Annotated in this window: 15 protein-coding genes; 8 read left to right on the plus strand and 7 right to left on the minus strand. The window is 48.6% G+C overall.

The features are described 5' to 3' along the window. Nucleotides 1-46: 46 nt before the first annotated feature. The 3 genes from BM082_RS20655 to BM082_RS20665 all read left to right on the plus strand — a co-directional run bounded on the left by BM082_RS20655 (nucleotide 47) and on the right by BM082_RS20665 (nucleotide 3308). The gene (locus BM082_RS20655; RefSeq protein ID WP_017014296.1) at nucleotides 47-1366 is read left to right on the plus strand and encodes an aspartate aminotransferase family protein; all 1320 of its coding nucleotides are present in this window, start codon (nucleotides 47-49) and stop codon (nucleotides 1364-1366) included. A gap of 9 nt (nucleotides 1367-1375) precedes the next feature. Further along, a complete protein-coding gene (locus BM082_RS20660) occupies nucleotides 1376-2209 on the plus strand; it encodes a beta-keto acid cleavage family enzyme (protein ID WP_017014297.1) in 834 nt (277 codons plus the stop codon). 127 nt (nucleotides 2210-2336) lie between these two features. Then, nucleotides 2337-3308, plus strand: coding sequence for a TAXI family TRAP transporter solute-binding subunit (locus tag BM082_RS20665; RefSeq protein WP_017012238.1), 972 nt, complete (start codon nucleotides 2337-2339; stop codon nucleotides 3306-3308). A gap of 117 nt (nucleotides 3309-3425) precedes the next feature. On the opposite strand, the gene mltA is transcribed toward BM082_RS20665, so the two are convergent. Beyond that, nucleotides 3426-4526 carry a murein transglycosylase A gene (gene mltA / locus BM082_RS20670; RefSeq protein WP_074928442.1) on the minus strand — a complete coding sequence of 367 codons (1101 nt, stop codon included), beginning with the start codon at nucleotides 4524-4526 and terminating at the stop codon, nucleotides 3426-3428. Between the two features lie 240 nt (nucleotides 4527-4766). Here mltA and BM082_RS20675 point away from each other — a divergent pair, with 240 nt between their 5' ends. After that, on the plus strand, nucleotides 4767-4988 hold the full coding sequence (locus BM082_RS20675) for a hypothetical protein (protein ID WP_017012240.1): 222 nt from the start codon (nucleotides 4767-4769) through the stop codon (nucleotides 4986-4988). Nucleotides 4989-5001: 13 nt separating this feature from the next. Here the strand turns inward: BM082_RS20675 and BM082_RS20680 are convergent, their stop codons facing one another. Next, nucleotides 5002-5349 carry a DUF2850 domain-containing protein gene (locus BM082_RS20680; protein WP_017012241.1) on the minus strand — a complete coding sequence of 116 codons (348 nt, stop codon included), beginning with the start codon at nucleotides 5347-5349 and terminating at the stop codon, nucleotides 5002-5004. Between the two features lie 173 nt (nucleotides 5350-5522). Between BM082_RS20680 and argA the strand changes: the two genes are divergently transcribed. Further along, the gene (gene argA, locus BM082_RS20685) at nucleotides 5523-6878 is read left to right on the plus strand and encodes an amino-acid N-acetyltransferase (RefSeq protein WP_026024753.1); all 1356 of its coding nucleotides are present in this window, start codon (nucleotides 5523-5525) and stop codon (nucleotides 6876-6878) included. Here the strand turns inward: argA and recD are convergent. Then, nucleotides 6844-8859 carry an exodeoxyribonuclease V subunit alpha gene (gene recD / locus BM082_RS20690; protein WP_017014299.1) on the minus strand — a complete coding sequence of 672 codons (2016 nt, stop codon included), beginning with the start codon at nucleotides 8857-8859 and terminating at the stop codon, nucleotides 6844-6846. The genes argA and recD overlap by 35 nt on opposite strands. Next, nucleotides 8846-12400 carry an exodeoxyribonuclease V subunit beta gene (recB, locus tag BM082_RS20695; RefSeq protein ID WP_074928446.1) on the minus strand — a complete coding sequence of 1185 codons (3555 nt, stop codon included), beginning with the start codon at nucleotides 12398-12400 and terminating at the stop codon, nucleotides 8846-8848. Before recB ends, recD begins: the two co-directional genes overlap by 14 nt. 268 nt (nucleotides 12401-12668) lie before the next feature. Between recB and BM082_RS20700 the strand changes: the two genes are divergently transcribed. Beyond that, nucleotides 12669-14276, plus strand: a complete 1608-nt coding sequence (locus tag BM082_RS20700) for a methyl-accepting chemotaxis protein (protein ID WP_017012245.1) — start codon at nucleotides 12669-12671, stop codon at nucleotides 14274-14276. Nucleotides 14277-14372: 96 nt separating this feature from the next. On the opposite strand, the gene recC is transcribed toward BM082_RS20700, so the two are convergent. Further along, complete coding sequence (gene recC / locus BM082_RS20705) at nucleotides 14373-17789, minus strand: exodeoxyribonuclease V subunit gamma (RefSeq protein ID WP_074928444.1); 3417 nt, start codon at nucleotides 17787-17789, stop codon at nucleotides 14373-14375. Nucleotides 17790-17945: 156 nt separating this feature from the next. After that, complete coding sequence (locus BM082_RS20710; protein WP_457851776.1) at nucleotides 17946-18905, minus strand: TDT family transporter; 960 nt, start codon at nucleotides 18903-18905, stop codon at nucleotides 17946-17948. 105 nt (nucleotides 18906-19010) lie between these two features. Between BM082_RS20710 and BM082_RS20715 the strand changes: the two genes are divergently transcribed. Then, nucleotides 19011-19919 carry a LysR substrate-binding domain-containing protein gene (locus BM082_RS20715; protein ID WP_017012248.1) on the plus strand — a complete coding sequence of 303 codons (909 nt, stop codon included), beginning with the start codon at nucleotides 19011-19013 and terminating at the stop codon, nucleotides 19917-19919. A 2-nt stretch (nucleotides 19920-19921) separates the two neighbouring features. On the opposite strand, the gene BM082_RS20720 is transcribed toward BM082_RS20715, so the two are convergent. Next, nucleotides 19922-20608 (minus strand): DNA-3-methyladenine glycosylase I, encoded by a 687-nt coding sequence (locus BM082_RS20720; RefSeq protein ID WP_017012249.1) that lies wholly within the window; start codon nucleotides 20606-20608, stop codon nucleotides 19922-19924. A gap of 82 nt (nucleotides 20609-20690) precedes the next feature. On the opposite strand from BM082_RS20720, the gene BM082_RS20725 reads away from it, so the two are divergent. Further along, the gene (locus BM082_RS20725; protein WP_017012250.1) at nucleotides 20691-20984 is read left to right on the plus strand and encodes a YebG family protein; all 294 of its coding nucleotides are present in this window, start codon (nucleotides 20691-20693) and stop codon (nucleotides 20982-20984) included. Nucleotides 20985-21089 lie beyond the last annotated feature (105 nt).

The following is a 21089-nucleotide window of genomic DNA, read 5'->3' on the forward strand; positions in this document are numbered from 1 at the left end:
TACTAACTGTTGAATACTTCTATTTTTAGGGCGGCGCAGGGATACCATGACCCACATTTTACAAAGACATTGTCATTCTAAACTTCCAACGGTTACAGGCGGTGAAGGTGTTTTTCTTCTCGACACTGAAGGGCGTCAATACCTAGACGGTTGCGGTGGTGCAGCGGTTTCTTGTTTAGGTCACAGCCATCAAGGCGTGTTGAGTGCGATTCAAACTCAGCTGAATACTATTCCGTATGCTCATACTGGCTTTTTTACGTCTCCTGCTGCTGAAGAGTTGGCGGAGCGCCTTTGCGACAGAGCACCGGGGCCACTGAATCATGTTTACCTCGTTAGCGGTGGCTCGGAAGCGGTGGAATCCGCGCTAAAAATGGCACGTCAGTATTTTCTAGAGAAAGGCGAAACGTCACGTACTCGCTTTATCGCCAGACGACAGAGCTACCATGGTAATACGCTAGGCGCATTAGGTGTCGGTGGAAACATGTGGCGCAAAGAACCGTTCGCCCCTCTGCTTCAAAATGGGGAGCTCATTGCTCCTTGTTACGCCTACCGTGATAAACACGCTGATGAGACAGACTTTGATTACGGTCAGCGCGTGGCGAATGAACTTGAAGAGCGCCTACTGAGCGTTGGCCCGGAAACCGTCATTGCCTTTGTTGCTGAACCCGTCGTGGGCGCTACCGCTGGCGCGCTGGTTGCCGAGAAAGGTTACTTCAAACGCATCCGCGAAATCTGCGACAAATATGGGGTGCTCCTTATTCTCGATGAGGTGATGTGTGGTGCAGGAAGAACAGGCACCTATTTTGCTTATGAGCAAGAAGAGATCGTGCCTGATCTTGTCACACTCGCCAAAGGCTTAGCGGCAGGCTATCAGCCTATTGGTGCAGTCATGGTGCATGAGAAAATCTACAACGCTATCGCTGGTGGTACTGGCTACTTTCAGCACGGTCACACTTTTATGGCTCACCCCTTGGCGTGTGCAGCTGCGTGTGCCACGTTGAACGCTATTGATGCAGGACCATTGAACGAAGTGACCGAAAAGGGCCAATACCTAGTCAAACGTTTAAGCGAGACATTCGATGCTCACGACTATGTCGGTGACATTCGCGGGCGTGGACTTTTCATTGGTATTGAAATGGTGCAAGACAAAGCCACGAAAACCCCGTTCGCGTCATCGCGTCCACTGCACACCGAAATAAAGAAAACCGCGATGTCACAAGGACTAATGTGTTACCCAATGGGCGGCACAATCGATGGTCAGCAAGGGCACCATATCTTGCTTGCACCACCTTTCATCATTTCTGAAAACGAGATTGATGAGCTTGTTCGCCGACTCTCTCGCACCATGGATAACGTATTTGCGTAAGGATTGACCGTGCAAAAAGGAAGAACCATCATCGTCGCGCCCAACGGGGCGCGTCGAACCAAGGAAGATCACACGCAATTACCCATGACGCTCGACGACATGAATGTCTGCCTACGAGACGTTGCAAACGCGGGGGCAGCCATGGCTCACATGCATGTGAGAGACGTTCATGGAAAACACACCTTAGATGTTGGACTTAATCGAGAGTGGCTCACTGAAATGCGTGCTTGCTTCGATTCCGACTTGGTGATTCAACTCACCACCGAAGCTGTTGGCATGTACCAACCTGAAGAACAAATCGCCCTTGTTCAAGGCACTGAGCCTGAAACCGTCTCCCTCGCCCTTCGCGAACTTCGCCCCAACGCCAGTTATGAAAAAGCCGCGAGCCGTTTTTTCTACGAACTGGCTGAACGTCGAATCTATGTTCAATACATTTTGTATGATGCAGCAGATTTGTCGCTTTATTTTCAGATGGTTAATGACAAGACATTGCCTTATAACGGTCATCACCTACTATTGGTACTGGGGAAATACAAAAAAGACATGTTGTCGACCCCGACTGATTTACTCGAATTCGATATTAAACGTCTAACGAATGAGGGAATTTCTTGGGCGACATGCGCTTTTGGGCAATATGAACATCAATGTCTAAGCGCAGCAATGTCGCTAGGTGGTGATGTCCGAGTAGGATTTGAAAATAACCTAATAAATTTAATAGGACAGCATGCGGAAAATAATGCTGAGCTCGTCCATCAAATCACAAACTTGTCTCAAAAGATGGGTTTAAATATCAATTCTGCGGAAGATTTAAGAAAAAATATCTCTCGTAGCTTTGAAGCGTGAAGCCTATCTCTTGCGATCGGAAAAACAACTATTAGATAATCCTGTTGCAACTTGGATTCACATTCTATTTACAATTAGCGGACTCGCACCGCGAAAGCAATCACATCATCGACAAGGAACATAAAGCATGAAAGCGTTAAAACCTACGATCGTCGCAATGAGCTTTGCAGCTGCTTTAGGTACTGCCGTGCCAGCACAAGCTAACCAGTTTGTCACTATAGGTACTGGTGGTGTCACTGGTGTGTACTACCCAACGGGTGGTGCAATCTGCCGTTTGGTTAACAAATCTAAGAAAGACCACGGTATCCGTTGTTCAGTAGAAAGTACGGGCGGTTCTATCTACAACATCAATACCATCCGTGCAGGCGAGTTAGACATGGGTATTGCTCAGTCAGACTGGCAATTCCACGCGTACAACGGTAGCAGCAAATTCACTGAACAAGGTCCATATAAAAACCTTCGTGCAGTGTTCTCTGTTCACCCAGAACCGTTCACTGTTGTTGCTCGTGCCGATGCAGGGATCAAAACATTTGATGACCTGAAAGGCAAACGTGTAAACATTGGTAACCCAGGTTCAGGCCAACGCGGTACGATTGAAGTACTGATGGACGGCATGGGCTGGACAATGGACGACTTTAAGCAAGTGTCAGAGCTTAAAGCGGCAGAGCAATCTAAAGCGCTATGTGATAACAAAATCGACGCAATGGTTTACACCGTTGGCCATCCAAGTGGTGCGATCCAAGAAGCGACCACAGCGTGTGATAGCGTAGTAGTGGAAGTAAACAATGCAGCGGCTCAAAAGCTTGTTGCTGACAACGACTACTACCGCTCAGCAACTATTCCTGGTGGCATGTACCGTGGCAACGATGGCGATGTGAACACCTTCGGTGTTGGCGCAACGTTTGTTTCTTCAACTGAAGTACCAGACGAAGTGATCTACAACGTGGTTAAAGCTGTGTTCGAAAACTTTGACGATTTCCGTCGTCTACACCCAGCTTTCGCAAACCTGAAAAAAGAAGAAATGGTTTCTGACGGTTTGTCTGCACCACTTCACCCAGGTGCGGCGAAGTACTACAAAGAAGCAGGCCTAATCAAGTAATTGATTACCGAGTTTTGAAAGCAAAAAGGCGGGGTCAATACCCCGCCTTTTTCTTGTCTGTTGGAACATCGTTCAGCGCAGTTTAATCGCTTAGTTCATTCTTTTATTAATGAATGTCTATTTATCGGTTGCGTCTGGTGTTTCAGATACTGTTGCCTCTACAGGCTTTGTCAATTTCCACACACGACCAAAGTGTTTGTGATGACCCGCTTTAATCCCAGCCTCTTCACCCATACCATGGTACAAATCGAGATGGTTTTTCTTCACCGCACCGCCGGTGTCCAATGCCATCAAAAGTTTGAGAATATGTTGTCCATTCCAATTGCCTTGCTCATCAAGCTGAGGTATTTCTGCCAACAAAACAGAGCCCATAGGTAAGTATACACGATCTGCTGCAACAGACGCACCGGACAGCAGTGGTATACCAGCAGTGCCTGTCACTGGCGCTGCAGCTCTCGGCGCGAAGAATACATAAGACGGATTCTGGTTTAACAGTTCAACCACTGTCGCTTCATCTTGTTGAGCAGCCACCCAATCTTTGATGGCTTTTAACGACATTTTTTCTCTTGAAACTTCATCGCGTTCAATCAGCACTTTACCAATGCTGACATAAGGGTGGCCATTTTTCCCACCGTAGGCGAAATACTCAAGTTGGTCATTGTCACCAAAATCGATGAAGCCACTGCCTTGCACTTCCATGATGAAGTTATCAATCAAGGACGCGCTATAACCAAGTTCTAAACCTAAGCCGTCCAAAGCACCATTGTAAACTTCTTCGCGCGTAGGACATCGCTCACCACACGTTGGCTTCGCGTAAACCGGATAACGAAATAGCGCATCAGGTTGATGACGCATTTCGATCACTGGTGAGAAGTAGCCCGTGAACATCACATTGCCATTGCCATCACCACCACCCATTTGCTCGAGTTGGATGCCGTAATCGGTCAATGCCGTTGGCTCCCCGCTTTCCGCCAGCCACGCCTTAACACTGTCGTAAAGAGGCTGATTAGGTTGAGACAAAGAAGGCGACAAGGTTTCTACTTTTTCCAACTGCGCAGGGAAAAGCGAATAATCCTTGGTTTTATCTGAAGCTACCGATGTGACGGGATTAAGCACATCGCCAAAATTACCATCGATATACTGTTGCCCACGGTCTGTTGGGCGAGCACAAGCGGCGAGAAGTAGAGAAAAGCCGACAACAAAAAGAGTGCGATTCACGTTAAATCCTGATCGTAAAAACTGAAATAAAAGGGTGACAGATGCCCGTGTCTTCTGCAACGGAAACCGAGTTTCCCCTTCTTTTATCGAGGATAAAAAATGCGATCCAACACAACCATAGAGTTCAATGACTCAGCATTGAAACAATTTGTCACAAAAACGTAACTTTCATCCGTTTAAATGACCGACATAAAAATGTCTTAAAAGCTAAACAAAATTAAAATAAGAAGGGAGTTTGAAATGGACTTAAAAGTTGGCAGAAAAACCCTATTAGACCCTGATGCCGTTGAGTATCAATGGATAAGGACGCTCGCCAGTGATGGCAGTACCGATGAAATGATCAACCACAGCATTCGTCGTTGTTTGGGTGGAAATGAAGACACCGCAGATAAAATAAGACGTGTTGCATTAGGGATAGCACCAATGGCTGAACTCTTGCGTTCATTGCCGACGCACTACTAACCCCCTTTGAGTATCAGCGTACCTTTTCAAAAGGCGTACTGTAATGATACGGCTTTTCCCTTTGCAGTGTTTGCTTGTCTTCAACCGTATAAAGGTAGGTATTGTTACCCACGGTATAAATCAGCTTACTGCCCGTAAACTCGAAAAAGCTCGTGGTACGGGCACCTTTTATATAGATCCCATCTTTTCGTACTTCAAAACGGTCAGCAGCATAAGGGGCAACGCCCTGCTCTACCCACTCTCCGTAGATTGCAGATTCATCCACCTCGGAAAAAATATGCACGCCATTTGAAGTAAGGAAAATGACAGCACTAACAACAAGGGCAACAAACAGCGCAATAGATTGTCCAATTATGCCCACGGCCAAAACTCTCAGAAATAAGAAAATGCATTATTAACAATACTATTATAAAAAATCTGGTATTGCCTTCAAAGTCATATATTCAGAGTTTGAACCCGAATCACGCCTATTGCCAAACAGGGAATAGTTAGTCAATATGAGGACATAAACAGTCATAAAAATGGAGTAAGGTGTTGAAACTTCGCAGTACAGCACTTGTAAAAGGATTTAGGCAATCAGCCCCCTATGTCAATGCGCATCACAACAAAACCATTGTGATCATGCTAGGCGGCGAAGCCATTGCGGATGAAAACTTCGCCAACATCGTCAATGACATTGCCCTTCTTAATAGTTTGGGAATTCGATTGGTGCTGGTGTATGGGGCTCGTCCTCAAATTACCCATCAACTAGAACGCATGGGAATGGAAACGCCATATCATAACGGTATTCGCGTCACTGACTCCGCCGCACTCGAGGCCGTTAAGCAAGCCGCAGGACAACTCCAGCTTGATATCACGGCGCGCCTATCCATGAGCTTGAACAACACGCCAATGGCCGGTGCGCAAATCAACGTTGTGAGCGGCAACTTTGTTATCGCACAACCTCTCGGCGTCGATGAAGGTGTGGATTATTGCCACAGCGGAAGAGTGCGTCGAATCGACATTGACGGTATTCATCGCCAGCTAGATCAACACGCCATTGTGCTACTCGGCCCTGTTGCCAGTTCGGTGACAGGCGATTGCTTCAACCTCACGTCAGAAGAACTTGCAACACAGCTCGCGATTCGGTTGAAAGCCGACAAGCTGATCGGTTTTTGCTCGCTACAAGGGGTGATTGGCCCGAACGGCAATGTCATCTCTGAGCTTTTCCCTCACCAAGCTGAATCTATCTTGCAGCAGCGCGAACAAGCGGGTGACATTAACTCTGGCACAGTGCGTTTTCTGCGTGGTGCTGTGGCGGCATGTCGTTCAGGCGTAACGCGAAGCCACTTGCTCAGCTACAAAGTTGATGGCTCGTTGATTCAAGAACTGTTTTCGATTGAAGGTATCGGCACGCAAATCGTCACAGAAAGCGCAGAGAAAGTGCGCCAAGCGACGATTGATGACATTGGCGGTATTCTTGATTTGATTCGCCCGTTGGAACAACAAGGCATCCTCGTGCGGCGTTCTCGGGAACAGTTGGAACAAGAAATTCCGTTGTTTACTGTCATTGAACGGGATGATCGTATTATCGGGTGCGCAGCGCTCTACCCATATCCTGAATCTTTGAGCGCAGAAATGGCCTGCGTAGCCGTCGACCCTGAGTATCGTGACAGTGAACGTGGTACGCGTTTACTCCACCACATTCAACAACGCGCTTCTCAGCGAGGATTAAAGACCATCTTCGTCCTAACGACACGAAGCATTCACTGGTTCCGTGAACATGGTTTTGAAGAAGCCGATGTATCGGCATTACCGGATGCAAAACAGCAGCTTTACAATCTGCAACGCCGTTCAAAGGTGCTGACGCTCGACCTTAATGGTCAAGCAGCGCGTTTGCCAGCCCGCTAAATCGTTGTGTTTTACGTCTTACCGCCCGCTCCAAACTGGCGCGGGTGGCATAGATGTCCAACCTGTCTTTCGCTCGCGTCACACCTGTGTATACCAGCTCACGCGTCATCACAGGGGTTGGTGTCGGCGGCAATACCAAAATAGTATGTGAAAACTCCGACCCTTGGGATTTATGGATTGTCATGGCATACGCGGTTTGGTGCTCTGGCAGTCGGCTCGGCAGAAAGGCTTTCAAGCTGCCATCTGACATTTCAAATACCACACGCAGACCATCTTCTTGTTTAACCACAATCCCGATGTCACCGTTATACAGCCCTAAACCGTGATCATTTTGCGTCACCATGATTGGCCTTCCTGAATAGAACAGCTCTTCACCTGGTGCAATTAAACGGTTTGCCACCAGCGCTTTTTCAATGGCACGGTTAAGCCCCGCCACACCAAAAGGTCCTTCCGCTAACGCACAGAGCAAACGCACCTGCGTGAAACGTTGGATCACCGCAAGGTGCGACTCGCCTGCTGACAATGCCGTGAGATACCCTCGATAACCATCAACCGCCAATTGAATGGACGAAGCATACACATCACCATCCAAATCATGCAGCGCGATATCGCCATAGCCTTGCGCCAACACACGGTGCAGTCGCTTTGCATCGCCGTCATTAATCGCAAAAGCCAACTGACCAACACCTGATTTGGCATGAAAGCGGTAGCTCTTACGCAATAAACACACGCCGTCTGCCACCGACTGATTGGCATCGGCCGTTGATAGCTCAAACCCAGTCAATGCCGACAAAAATGCCGCTCGCTCTTTGCTGTAATGGTTATCTGCTTGCGCGCAGATATCCCCCAGCACAGCGCCGGCTTCGACCGAGGAAAGCTGATCGCGGTCACCCAGTAAAATGACGCGCGCATGATCGGGCAACGCCGATAGCAAACGCGCCATCAGCGGTAAATCCACCATTGACGCTTCATCCACCACCAAGATATCAAGGTGAAGGCGGTTGCCTTCATGATGACGAAACTCAACGCGGTTTGGGATCGCCCCGAGTAAGCGGTGGATCGTTGACGCTTGAACAGGGATCTTTTCTCTCACTGACTTGTCGACAGGCAACGCAGCAACGGCTTTACCAATCGACTCTGTCAGGCGATTAGCTGCTTTTCCTGTCGGGGCAACCAGTTTAATGTCAGGGCCATTGGGTTTATCGCTACTAAAAATCAGTGCGGCGAGCAGTTTGGCAACCGTGGTTGTTTTCCCTGTGCCAGGGCCGCCGGAAATGACCGAGAAGCGATAACTTAGTGCCGCTGCAGCCGCAACCTTTTGCCAGTTCAACCGCGCGTTCTCAGGCACAAGAGAAAACAATGTATTCGCTGTTGCTTTGGCGGCGAGCTGATGTTGAAGTTCTGCAAAGTTAATGGCGTCAGGAAACACGATATCCAATGTGTCCACCAGCTTTTGTTGCAACGCATCTAACGTCAACGATGCATCAACCCAATCGGCATACCGTGCCGTCAAATCTGACATGTCGGGTGCGAAGAGTTCATCAAGAAACGCCTTGGTGTCACCGGATAAATCGATACTAACAGCGCGTTTCTTTATCTCATCAGCCACTCGCTTTTCTGCTTGCCAATAGCGATGTAAATATAATCTTGAGCCTTCAAGCACAAGAGGCGTTGGCGAGGTACCATCACCAACAACTTGTGTACCTTGTAACAACGCCACTGCATTTTCAGGTTCTAACAAGGCAGCGACTTGCGTCGATTCTGCAGCAGGCAAATCAAACAGCTTACTGGGATCAAGTGCCGACAGGTCAACACACACGTTCCCCTTTCCAAGCTCGAAACTCACCAAGGCTGCCCAACCGACCACGGAAGAATTCTCATCCCCCATTTGCTGAGCGATAAACTGCGCGAACTGGCGATCAATGGCGCGAAGTGTTCCACGCTGATACAGCGTTTGAAGCAGCGTATTATTCGTCAACATGGCGTTCTCCCATAAACAATGCATCCAACCCTTCAATCAGTGCTTTTGAAGGCTGGGTATAGAAAATGCCATGCCGCGTGCCCGCTTCGATACCACGAACAAACAAGTAGTAAACCCCACCAAAGTGCTTTTCCATATCGTAGTCAGGCAGTCGCTGACGCAAGAAACGGTGCAGAGCCAACGAATAGATTTGGTATTGGAAGTCGTAACGGTGATCCGCCATCGCTTCCGATAGTGCTTCTTCGGTGTAATCCGCGGGCGTATCGCCAAGATAATTCGATTTCCAGTCGAGCACGTAATAGCGCCCGTTCCAGCAAAACACCAAATCGATAAAGCCTTTGAGCATGCCGCTGGCGGTCTCGAACCCCAGTTCACCTGCACGCGCAGACAAAGGGTCATGTTGCTGAATATGTCGATTCACCGCGTGGCACTGCAAGCTATCGACTGGCATCACGAATTCCATTTCCGTCAGCCTTGCAGGTTCATTTACTTGCGACAAGGTTAAGCCATCATCAAGTGGTTGCGATACCACATCAGTGAGCAGTTTTTGCAGCACAGGGATCCAGTCATCATCATAGTTTTCCAGTGCCAAGGCATGGCGGATCATGTCGGCGACGTCATCGCCATACATGTCTTGTCCAAACTCGACGTTTTCAAACAAGGTATGAAGGAAAGTACCGGGTCTCGCCCCTCGCGGAAACTGAAAAATAGACGCGAACGACTCGAGCACTTCTTCGGTGTCCTCCACTTTTTCGTCCACAGCATCGAGGTCGAAAGCGGGTAACTCTGGCAACGCAGAGGTGTGACCCTGCTTAACCAATCCGGAGTAACTCGTGAGTCGCCAGTTTCGACGAATGCTGCCGATGAACGTTCGGGCGGCTAACGCCTGCGTATCTCCATCGTCAAAGACCAGCTTCTCAACGTCATCACTCGGCGGTAACACCACTTCCATGAATGACTGATTCTCAATGAGCGCATTCACCGATGCGTGCAACCCATCGATATCAGCTGGCTCACCGCGTTGCAGTAAATAGCCCAGAGCCGATTTATGTAACCCGGTGTCACCTGTCGATTTTCGGCCATCTTTCAGCGGAGAAAGACCGATGAAACACCCGTATACTGCGCGGGTTAACGCCACATAAATCAGTCGTAAGTCTTCCGCGAGACGCTCTTTATCTGACAACTCAATGGCAGGCTCAGGGTTAGTAAGTGCTAACACTGGCTCATGGTCATCACCATGAAAGAAAGGACGATCAGACGGACGGAAGTTGCAGGCAAACGGCAGATAAACCAGATCATATTCCAGACCTTTCGATTTGTGGATCGTGACTATCTGCACCAAGTCGCGCTCTGACTCCAAGCGCACTTGTTGTGTTTCAGCATTGCCATTGGGGTTATCAATATGATCTGCCAACCAACGAAGCAATGCATGGTGACTGTCTAGCGTTTGGCTCGCTTGCTGCAGCAATTCGCCAAGGTGCAATAAGTCAGTAAGTAATCGCTCACCCCCGTCTTCTTTTAAAAGACGTTCCGCAATCCCACGACGTTGCATGACCTGACGCAGCATAGGTAATACACCGCGACTGAACCAAACATGTTGGTACGTCGAGAATTCAATCACGGCACGTTCCCATGCTTTTTCATCGTGGTTGAGCGCATCGATGTCTGTCGCCGTTAAGGCAAATAGTCCACTGGCAAGTGCAGCGCGCAATGCGCGTTCATTGTCCGGAGTCAGCACGGCAGCAAGAAGTCGCTGCAAGTCTGTCGCTAACGGGCTCACAAACACGCTGTCGCGATTAGAAAGATAGACGGATGCGATGCCTAACCTTGCCAGCGCATGCTTGACTCTCGCGGCCTCTGTTCCTGTTCTCACAAGCACAGCAATGTCACCGGCTTGAATCGGCGTTTTTTTCTCACCACGTTGGAAGTGCGCGCGATCATCCATGGCGGCGTGAAGAACGGCGTGAATACTCACCGCGGTTGCTTGCGCCATTGATGCTTCATAATCACTTTTGGTTTGAAGCTCAGTCTCTTCGCCTAACCAAAATGTCATCGCCGCTTGTTTGTCGCCATTCATCACCCATTGCTTAGTATCTGCATTGGGTGCATGGCTGACTTCAAGGAAAGGAATGTCATTCTCGTAAATAAACGGGGCATTAGCATGCTCAAAGACCCGGTTGACCGCTGCCACCATGTCCGCGGTTGAACGCCAGTTAGTGGAAAGGTTGTAGTGCTCCGACACCTGACGGCGAGCGTGAATGTAGGTGAAAATATCGGCACCACGAAATGCATAAATCGCCTGCTTCGGATCCCCGATCATAAACAAGCCGCAGTCCGGCGAGGCATCATAAATGTCGTTAAAGATTTGGTATTGCTGCGGGTCCGTATCTTGAAACTCATCAATCATCGCAACGGGGTACAAGCCGCGGATCCGCTCGGCGAGTATGCCGTCGCTGTCTTGATGCAACGCTTCTGCGAGCTGTGATAGCAAGTCATCAAACGATAACCAGCCAAATCGACGCTTTTCTTGCGCCAGTAGCAATCTCACTTCACGAATAGCATGCGCCGTTAGTGCATCTTTTAATGTCGGCGGGGAGGCCATTAAACGTTCAATGGCATCAAAAACGGTATGTTGTGGCACCTCGCCTTTCTTGGTTTTCTCTGCCAGTGTGTTGGCGGAAAATCGCTCAAGGTTTGTTGGTAAATCGTAATTCGACGTGGTCTGGGCTGCCCACGCCCCCACTTCCGCTAACCAATTTGGCAACGAACGTTTGCTGTAGCTGCGCTTATCAACGCCAGAACCTGAGATTATCGCTTCTAAGTCAGGCGCCGCTTCACGCCAACACGTTTTGACCTCATCAATGCGCAGGATATTTTCGGCATGTAAATCCGCCAAATGGTCTGGCATAGCAGGGGCCATAATATTGACCAAAGGCCCTGAGAGATAAGTGCCGATGTCTTTCAACAACACAGCAGGTGCAGCCCAATAGCTTTTCACTACACCCGCCAAAGACTTCGCTAACGGATAGAACTGACGACGCCAAAAGTCCGCCACCGCGCGCTCTCGCAATACCGTTTCATCCGTGATGAATTCATTGGTAAACAAGCTGCCCGATTCAAACGCATTTTGCGTCAACATACGCTGGCAAAAACCATGGATGGTATAAATGGCGGCTTCATCCATTTGTCGCTCGGCTTGCAGCAAGACCCGCTCGGCATAGTGATGGTCGAGCACGTCTTCAAGCAAAAGGGCGATCACCGGGTCATCACTCGTGCCACGACTGAATGCCAAACGCGCATCATGAATTCGCGATCGAATACGGTCTCGCAATTCCTGCGTCGCCGCTTCGGTAAAGGTCACTACCAGTATTTTCTCTACGCTAAGTGGTGTCTGATGTGCGGTCTCAGTCGACCCATGTCCGAGTAGCAGCCGCAAATAGAGACCAGCAATGGTAAAGGTTTTCCCTGTACCTGCAGACGCTTCGATTAAACGTTGCCCGTGTAGAGGAAAAGACATGGGGTGAAGCGTTTGAGTTGGCATGCACGCGAGCTCTTTAAAGTTGATAAGCATTATTTTATCAATGCTGCGACGGTTTGTAATGAAAATCAGCAGACTTAAAAACCATACACCTCACGTTATGAAAACTAGGCGAACCATTGATTAAATTGATACTGTCGAAAAGCGCTGCGATTCATATCACTCAAAAACACCTATACCCTTACAGTTCCTATATTGATAGATTGCTCAAAATCCGCACACTGGCATGTCTCGTTTTTTACTTCCCACTGCCAGATAGCGAATACACAGAATGAAGTTTATTGCAGATCTTTCGGTTCGATATAAATTACTGCTCATTGCCGCCGTCTCGGTGATTAGCATTATTGGGTTAACGTTTTTCCAAATCTCAAGCCTTCACAAGGACTTACTCCAAGAGAGAAAAACCAACCTAAAACAAACCGTCGATATTGCTTGGCAAATCATCGACACTCACTATCAATCAGATAGCGCGGACGCGAGTCGAGAAAAGGCGATGGCCGCCATACAATCATTGAAGTTCGGCAAAGATGGTTATTTCTTTGTTGTCGATGAAAACGGCACCATGCTTGCGGGGGCGAAGAGTTGGATTGGCAAGGATTTTTCCATTTTTCGCGACAGTCATGGCTCCGCGGTGTTGAATGATATGCGCAACGCTGCCACCTCAATGGATGGTGGTTTCAGCAGCTATTGGTTTGCAAAGCCCGGCGGAAAAGAGGCACTGGAAAAAGTCAGTGCAGTGAAGCGCCATGCACCTTGGCAACTTTTAATCGGCACGGGCATTTATGTCGATGACTTGGAAGCGCTCGTTTGGCAAGAAGCCAGCAAATCTGCCTTACTTGCTCTCGCCATCACAACATTGCTGATACTTGTATCGACATTTCTGTCTCGTATGTTGGTGAAATCCGTCAAAGAGATTCAACGTGCACTCAATGATGTTGCTCTGGGTAAGTTAACGGCACGCGCTAACGTAAACAGCAACGATGAACTGGGGCAGATGGCACAGCATCTCAATGAAGCCTGCACGCAACTTCAATCGCTGCTGACAAATGTCGATCACACCCTCAACCAGCTTGATACTGACAGTCGCACCATGGCAGACCTAGCTAACCGTTCAACTGATGGCATTCGTAACCAAAGCCAAGAGCTCGATTCCGTTGCAAGTGCCATGGAGGAAATGTCTTCAGCAATTAAAGATGTCGAAGCAAGCACACTACAAGCACAGGATGGTACACGCCATTCAAAAAACTTGGTGAGAGAAGCAGAAGTTGCCTTGTTAGCCTCGCTCAACAAATTTGAACAGGTGAACCTTGATGTCATCGATGCGGAGAAAAATATTCGAGAGCTTGCCGCTTCAAGCGATCAAATCAGCGATGTTGTTACGGTGATCAATGACATTTCCGAGCAAACCAACTTGCTTGCATTGAATGCTGCCATCGAAGCCGCGCGAGCAGGCAGTGCGGGTCGCGGTTTTGCTGTTGTCGCTGATGAAGTCCGTAAATTGGCACACTCAACAAAAGAGTCCACAACACAAATAAACGCGATTATCGAAACCCTGCAAGAGCGTGCTCAGGTTGCGGCAAAGATCATGAGTCGAGGCACAGATAAAACAGCAGAAAGCCTAGAGCAAGCCAAGCAGACACAAACCCAACTGGCCGCGCTATCTGCCCTTATTACTGAGCTCGAACAAATGAATACGGCAGTGGCAGCATCCACATCACAGCAAGCTTCTGCATCACAAGAAGTCGCACGCAGCGTGGTCAATGTCAGTGACATTTCACACCACAACCGTGATGCCAGTGAAGACACATTGAACTTGAGCGACAAAGTGAAAACGCTGAGTGATACAGGAAGGCATCAACTGGCTAAGTTCAGTATTTAGCATTTGGCCTATGATGTTCTTTTAACCCGTATTTGAACCGAAAAAACAGGGGCGCAAAGCGCCCCTGTTTCATTCAACGAAGGCCGTTCTTGAGAATTATTCTACGTCTCTTTTCTCAGCCATTAACACTGGCAACAAAACCTGCATTCCCAGCGCAAAGACATCATCTAGCAATGCATCAGACGCTTCAGGCCATACACGGGCGATGTAGGTATTTTCACCTTCACCAATGGTCAAATACCCACTTTGAAAAGCACTGCGCATTTTCTGTTTTGCCTTTTCACGTGCCGCCTCGTCATCAACCCATTGTCCCTTCTTATCAATGCAGGCTTGTAAACCGGCCATCGCTGTTTTCGGTAAGTACGGGTATGGCCTATCTGCACCATCAAAATAACGTTCGATGTAAAACGTCAAGTGATTGATCGCCTCATCCACTGACATAGGCGCAAAGACAACTTCGTCATCCACACCGAAAAAGCGCGTATCGACTTGCTCACCCGAGGCGCATTGGCACAAATGATCAATCCACGTGGCTAATCGGTCCGTCGCTCTGACTTTGCCACTCCGATACAAAATACGCCCTGCACGATATCGCTCATCCAGCCAACCTTGAAGCTGAACGGTGCCGCGCGAGGTCGGAATACTGACATTCACCTCAAGGGCCTGTCGGCGATCAGCAAGGAAAGGTTTTAATGTATCGAATTGCGCTAATGTTGCCGCTTGCTCGCTTTCTAACGCGAGTTCACCAAAGTGACTCAGTGGCAACGTGCCTGATGCTTTTTGGTATTGATAGAAGCGTGCTAACGAATCTTCATCCCGCCCGTGCTCAATCACATGTGACAGCAAGGCATCACGAAGTTGGTAACGGTTCAGGTTATCAAGCGCGAAAGGCTCAACCTCTTCCATCGCCCCTTCTGGCGCTTCAAAGAACACTTTCAATCGACGATTAAAGAAATACTGTATCGGCAAACGCCAAAAGCGCTGCAGCTCTGCCAATTCAATCACGGAGGTATTCAGTTCCCCTTCCCTTTCTTGCAGGCCATCAACAGCGGTTTGGGCATCAAAGAATGGTGAAGCTTGCTGACCATCCCCTTTTGCAGCAGGTAACCATTCACTTGCATAACTCGCGCGGGGTGAATTAAACGATCCTTTACTGAATGGCACCAAAGGATTGTGATGAATCAGGTGCGACAGCAACTGCTCGCCAGACAAGACCTCTGGCAAGCCCTGACCGCCTTCAACACAATACCCTTGTCGACAGTAATCCAGTAATTCCGTGACCAACACGGAGGGGACTTTGAGGGAGTTATCTTGCACCGAACGACCGACATAACTGATGTACAGTTGCTGCTGTGCGGACTGAAGCGCTTCTAGGAATAGGTAGCGGTCATCATCGCGTCGTGAACGGTCACCCGCGCGAGCACGCCCCGCCATCAGATCAAACCCAACGGGTGCGATAGTTCTTGGGTAATCCCCGTCGTTCATGCCAAGCAAGCACACCACGCCAAAAGGAATGGAGCGCATTGGCATCAAGGTACAGAAGTTAACTTGCCCAGCAAGGAAGCGCTGACTGATGCGCTCGCCACCCAACTTTTCTTTCAAGTAATCACGAACAATGGCGAGAGACAGTGTGTCGGCAAACCCTGCATCTGTCAGTTGAGTCAGCCAATTATCAAGCTGGTCTCGAATGAGTTTGCCTGCAAGCTCTTCGTCGACATCAAGCGCGAAAATATCATCAAACAACGCGGTTAGCGCAATGGCCCACTCGTCCCCTGTTTTGTCTTTGGTCAACAGCGCTTGGGCATGGAGCAACATTTGGAAGAACTCGCCCAGCTTACCGGCGACATCCGCTTCAAGACCTTGAACCTCATCGTAGGCCAAAACGTCATTGAACAAACCACTTTGGCTTGGCATTGCATAGCCTAAAAGCATGCGATTCAAGCCAAACAACCAGGTGTTTTGGTGTTGGTCAGGCAGGGAGAATTGCGCTGCAGTGTTGTCATCCAACCCCCAGCGAATCCCCGCTTCCTCAACCCAGAATTTCACTTTTTCAAATTGGCGGTTATCGAAGCCGAATCGACGCAATACCGCCGGCACTTCGAGCAACTCTAAGAGCTCTGCTGCACTGCATCGGCTGTCAGGTAAGCTCAATAGACGCAAGAAGGTCGTCAGGATTGGGCTTTCTTGATCCGCCGTTCTGTCCGAAATCGAAAAGGGAATATAACGCTCGCCAGGTGCATTACCGAAAACAGCTTGAATCGCAGGGCTGTATGCATTGATGTCTGCCACCATGACAATGATATCTCGTGGCGTCAGTGATGGATTGCTTTCCAACATTTCGAGCAGTCGATCATGCAACACTTCCACTTCACGCATCGGGCCATGGCAAACCTCAATCATGAGGGAACGGTCTTCTGGAGAGATCTCCCGTTTACTCTCACTGGTCGCCGTTTCTAGTATGTTGCCCGGCTCCAGCAGATCAAGAATATCCGCTTGGATGTGATGAAGAAGTGAGTCACGAGCTACATCGACAAAGCCCTGATCCACTTCCTGGCATTGCAGCTCTGAAATCAGCAGCAAGTTGTCACGCCCAAGCTTGCCCATTGACGCCAGTAAGCTGTTGCCAACCTCAGCACTGTCATCTTCCCCAGCAAGCGGTAAAGCAAACTGCGCAGGCTCAGCGTCATCATTAGTTGCACGACTAATGCGGTTTTCAAGCATTGCTGCGCGTCTTGCCAAATAGCGCTTATCGCGAATGTCCCCCCAGTAATAGCGGCATGGGTTGGTAAACATGTAATGCACATCAACGTGCTCACCAATGGCTTTCAGCGCATCAAGATAACGAGGCGGCAAGGCTGAAATACCAAACACGAACACGCGATCGATACCTGAAAGTCCTTCAGGTTTGTTCGCTTGAGCGGTCAATGCATCAATAAACTCTTCGTACAGATTGGCGCGGTGAAAAGGCGATTGTCCTTGATCCAAGGTGTAGTCATAGAGTGATCGCCACAATTTTGGTTGCCAGCGTTTTTCTTCTTCGAGCTCTGGCACCGCTTGTTCGTTTTCCCACGCTTTGATCCACTCAGGGCGATACACCAAGTATTGGTCATAGATATCCGCGATTTTCCCCGCTAGCTGATAACTCTTTTGTTTGTCGTCATCACCTTCGAGGTAGCGTTTCAATTCGGCAAAGTCAGGATCATCTAGCTGTTCAGGCAGCACCTTCATCAACTTCCACGTCATGGCTTCTTTGTTGAAAAAGCTTCGCTGCGGTACATCTGCCAACACTTGCGTGAACATCTGCCAAATGAAGGTGGCAGGGAGCGGGAATTCAACGTTAGCAACAATGCCTTGTTCCTTCGCCATTTCAAGCTTTAGCCACTGCGCCATACCGGGGCTTTGAACCAAGATCAGCTCTTTCTGCAACGGATTCTCTAGGGGCTTTTGCTGCACTAAAGCAACCAACAGGCTTTTCAGCAGATCCAACTGATTTGAGTGATAAACAGTAAACACAGGGCAACTCTCAAAGGCGATAATGGTGAGATTGTGGCGGAATGGTCTTAAGAGTGCAATTTGATGCGTTCAAGCAAGTGTCATTGACGTGATAACAGAAACAAAAAAAGCCTGCGGGTGCAGGCTTTTTACAAACAATTGTCATTACTCGGTCAGTTAAGCGTTCGACAATGGTGCTTTCCATTGAAGAGAAATAAAACGGCGATAGTGCATCGCAACATACCCAACAACAACAGTCGCCACGATCAACTCAATGAACGCTATCACAGAGACTTGATTCACGTACTCTGACGCTACCCCAATGGATTGCATCCACGCTGCGGTTTTATATAACGCGGTCGCACCGATAACCATCGGGAAGGTGAAGGCGGCGTAACCGGGAGAAAATGGCAAACGCATCAACCTTAGAAAAGACACGTAAATCACCGCGGTCATCAAGAGTGCAATACCCAGCAACACTGAAACGATTAACGGTGATGGTGCTTGGCTCACTGTTAGGTAACCCGCTAGCGAGAGACTCGCTGGCGCTGCCATGATCGCAATGGTAGGTTTTGCACCATCAGGAACCTCACCACAGAAAATAAGGCGATAAACCATCAAAGGAAGTAGCACGGCATAAGCAATCAAACCGAACAATAAAATCGCGTCAGCAATCGGTCGTAGTGCTGGGTTTCCGGAAAAAGCCACGTCTGCAACCACAAGACCAACAGGCGGCACAAACCAGCTAGGGACCATGTGATCTAAAGAAAATGATTTTGCGCGATGAAAGATAAAGGAACCAAGGAAGACGACATGCGCTACCACAGCTGCCAGCCACAACGCGTCCCCCATCACTGGCGAAACATCACCCAGCGAGTTTGAAACAATCATCAACCCCATAGCAAAGGTTGGCACTACGCTACCCACGACGGGGTGTTGTAGATCTTGCCAAAGCCCTTTAGGCGATAAGGTAAATTTGGCCGCAATCAGTAATAGCATGACACCGCCAATGAGAGCCCCTGCAGCTTGTGCAGACCCATTAAAGTTAGCGGCATTTTCCCAACACCAGCCAAGGCTTGCGATGGCAAGTGCCAAACCCGCCATAGGGGTTGGAAGTAAAGTCAGTCGTCTACGCATCATATTTTCACGTATTGAGAAGTGGTACACATAAATATGATAGGTCGACACTATAATTTAGGATATCTGAATCTTTTTAAACCCACTTTAAGTTTGACTTAACGCATGTCTGTATCACTTCGCCAGCTACACGTGTTTGTTACCGTTGCTCAAGAAAAAACCATCACGGCAGCATCTGCGCTTTTATACCTCTCAAAGCCTGCGGTGAGCATGGCGCTGACGGAACTCGAAAAGCACCTTGGTCACAAGCTTTTTGAACGAGTAAACAATCGATTAATGATCAATGAACATGGCCGTCGCTTGCTTCCTCTAGCGGATGAGCTACTGACGCGCAGCCATGAGATTTCAACGGTTCTTGATCACGATGATACGTTGACGGGACATTTACGCATTGGGGCGAGTGATACCATTGGCAATCAAATGGTGCCTTTTCTATTGCGAGATTTCAGGGCGGAAACACATCACACCGATCAGGAGTTAGTGATTTCAAACAGCCAAGCAATCATCGACCAACTGGCAGCGTTCGAGCTAGATGTAGGATTAATTGAAGGCCAAGGTGAAAGCAAACATCTGCTCAATAAAACCGATTTGGTCATGACACCCTGGTTGTCCGATGAAATGTGTATTGCATGTGCCGTCGATGATCCGCTCACCAAGCACGAGCAACTGACGCTATTTGCGTTAGAAAATCACACATGGGTGCTGCGCGAACCGGGTTCAGGAACGCGGGAGCACTTTCTTTCGAGAGTCGCACCTCGGCTTGAAGAATGGACTATGGCCTTTGAACTTAGAAACACAGAAGCCATTATTAACTGTGCATCTGCTGGGTTAGGGCTCGCGTACCTATCAAGGCACGCAGCACGACACGCCGTTGCTGACAACCGACTGAGCTTATTGGAATTACCACTGGATTTGCGCAGACAATACTGGCTCGTTCACCACAAAGACAAACACTTCTCGCCACTGTTGACGCGCTTCGTCTCTTTTAGTCAGCGCTGGCAAGTATCCGATTAAACCTAGACGCGGTTATCTCCAACGCTAAATGCAATGATCTGGCTAATCTGGCAAAGCGGCCTTCCACTTTCCTGCTGCCATTGGTTAAACGCCGCTTGTGTTGCGTTGATCGATTTTCGTGTATCACGTCCACCTTCAATGACTTTTTGTGCACGTAGGTAACCTTCCACATCACCTGAAAGTATAAAGGTGTCTTTCCCCAGCAAACGCAACGTATAAGGCCCGGTGTTTCCACCTAATCGTGCACCGTGTTTCTTGAGGTACGCCCAAAGACCCGTAATGTCGTCTGCTGGCCACTGAGCAATAAAATTAGAAAAGCTGCCATGCTCTCGCGCTGCGCGCTGAATCATTTGTGCATTTGTGGGAATGGTCATCACCTTGCCAAGGTGTCGAATGATCGCAGGGTTTGTGGCCTTTTTTTCCCACATTTCTGGGGGTGTTAAGCACATTTTTTCGATATCAAATCCCCAGAATACTTCTTCAAAGCCCGGCCATTTATTTCTGACTACCTGCCAGTTCATACCAGACTGAAAGATCTTCATGGTAAACATCGCCAACCAACGATCATCAGGGATCGATTGCAGCTCCTGGGAGGAAAGAGGGTGAGCCAACAATTGTTCAAGATCGCTGTTCGTTCCTTTACGGTTTGCTGCTCTGTAATAGATATCTGAGAACTTTTCTAATGTCATCACACTAATCGAGGTTAAACTAGACACTAATTAACACTCTACTGTATAAACAGACAGTGAACAAATTAAAGAGAGACTAACCATGGCCGTTATCGTCAAATATGTGGTGGAGCGCAACGGAGAAGAGAAAATGACTTTTACCTCTAAAGCGGAAGCTGATGCCTACGACAAAATGCTCGACATGGCAGATGAACTGTTTGAATTGCTAGGTAAAAGCGATGTTGTTGCTGATGAAGCACAACGTGAAGAGCTTTCCATGTTCTTAGCGCAAAACCGTGAAGATGTACTTTGTGCGTTGGGTGCTAAACGCAAGCCTACGCCAAAGCCAGCTAAGAAAAAGGCAGAAGCAAATCAAGACGACGCTGAAGCTGCATAAAATACTAAAACGAGACTGTAACTAATTTTGTGTAACTGGCTATCACACCATACTCTAATGAGAGTTAAGGATAGGCAGATGCGCATGAACAAGAAAGAACTCGAA

It is taken from the genome of Enterovibrio norvegicus DSM 15893 (genome assembly GCF_900115495.1).
GTDB lineage: Bacteria > Pseudomonadota > Gammaproteobacteria > Enterobacterales > Vibrionaceae > Enterovibrio > Enterovibrio norvegicus.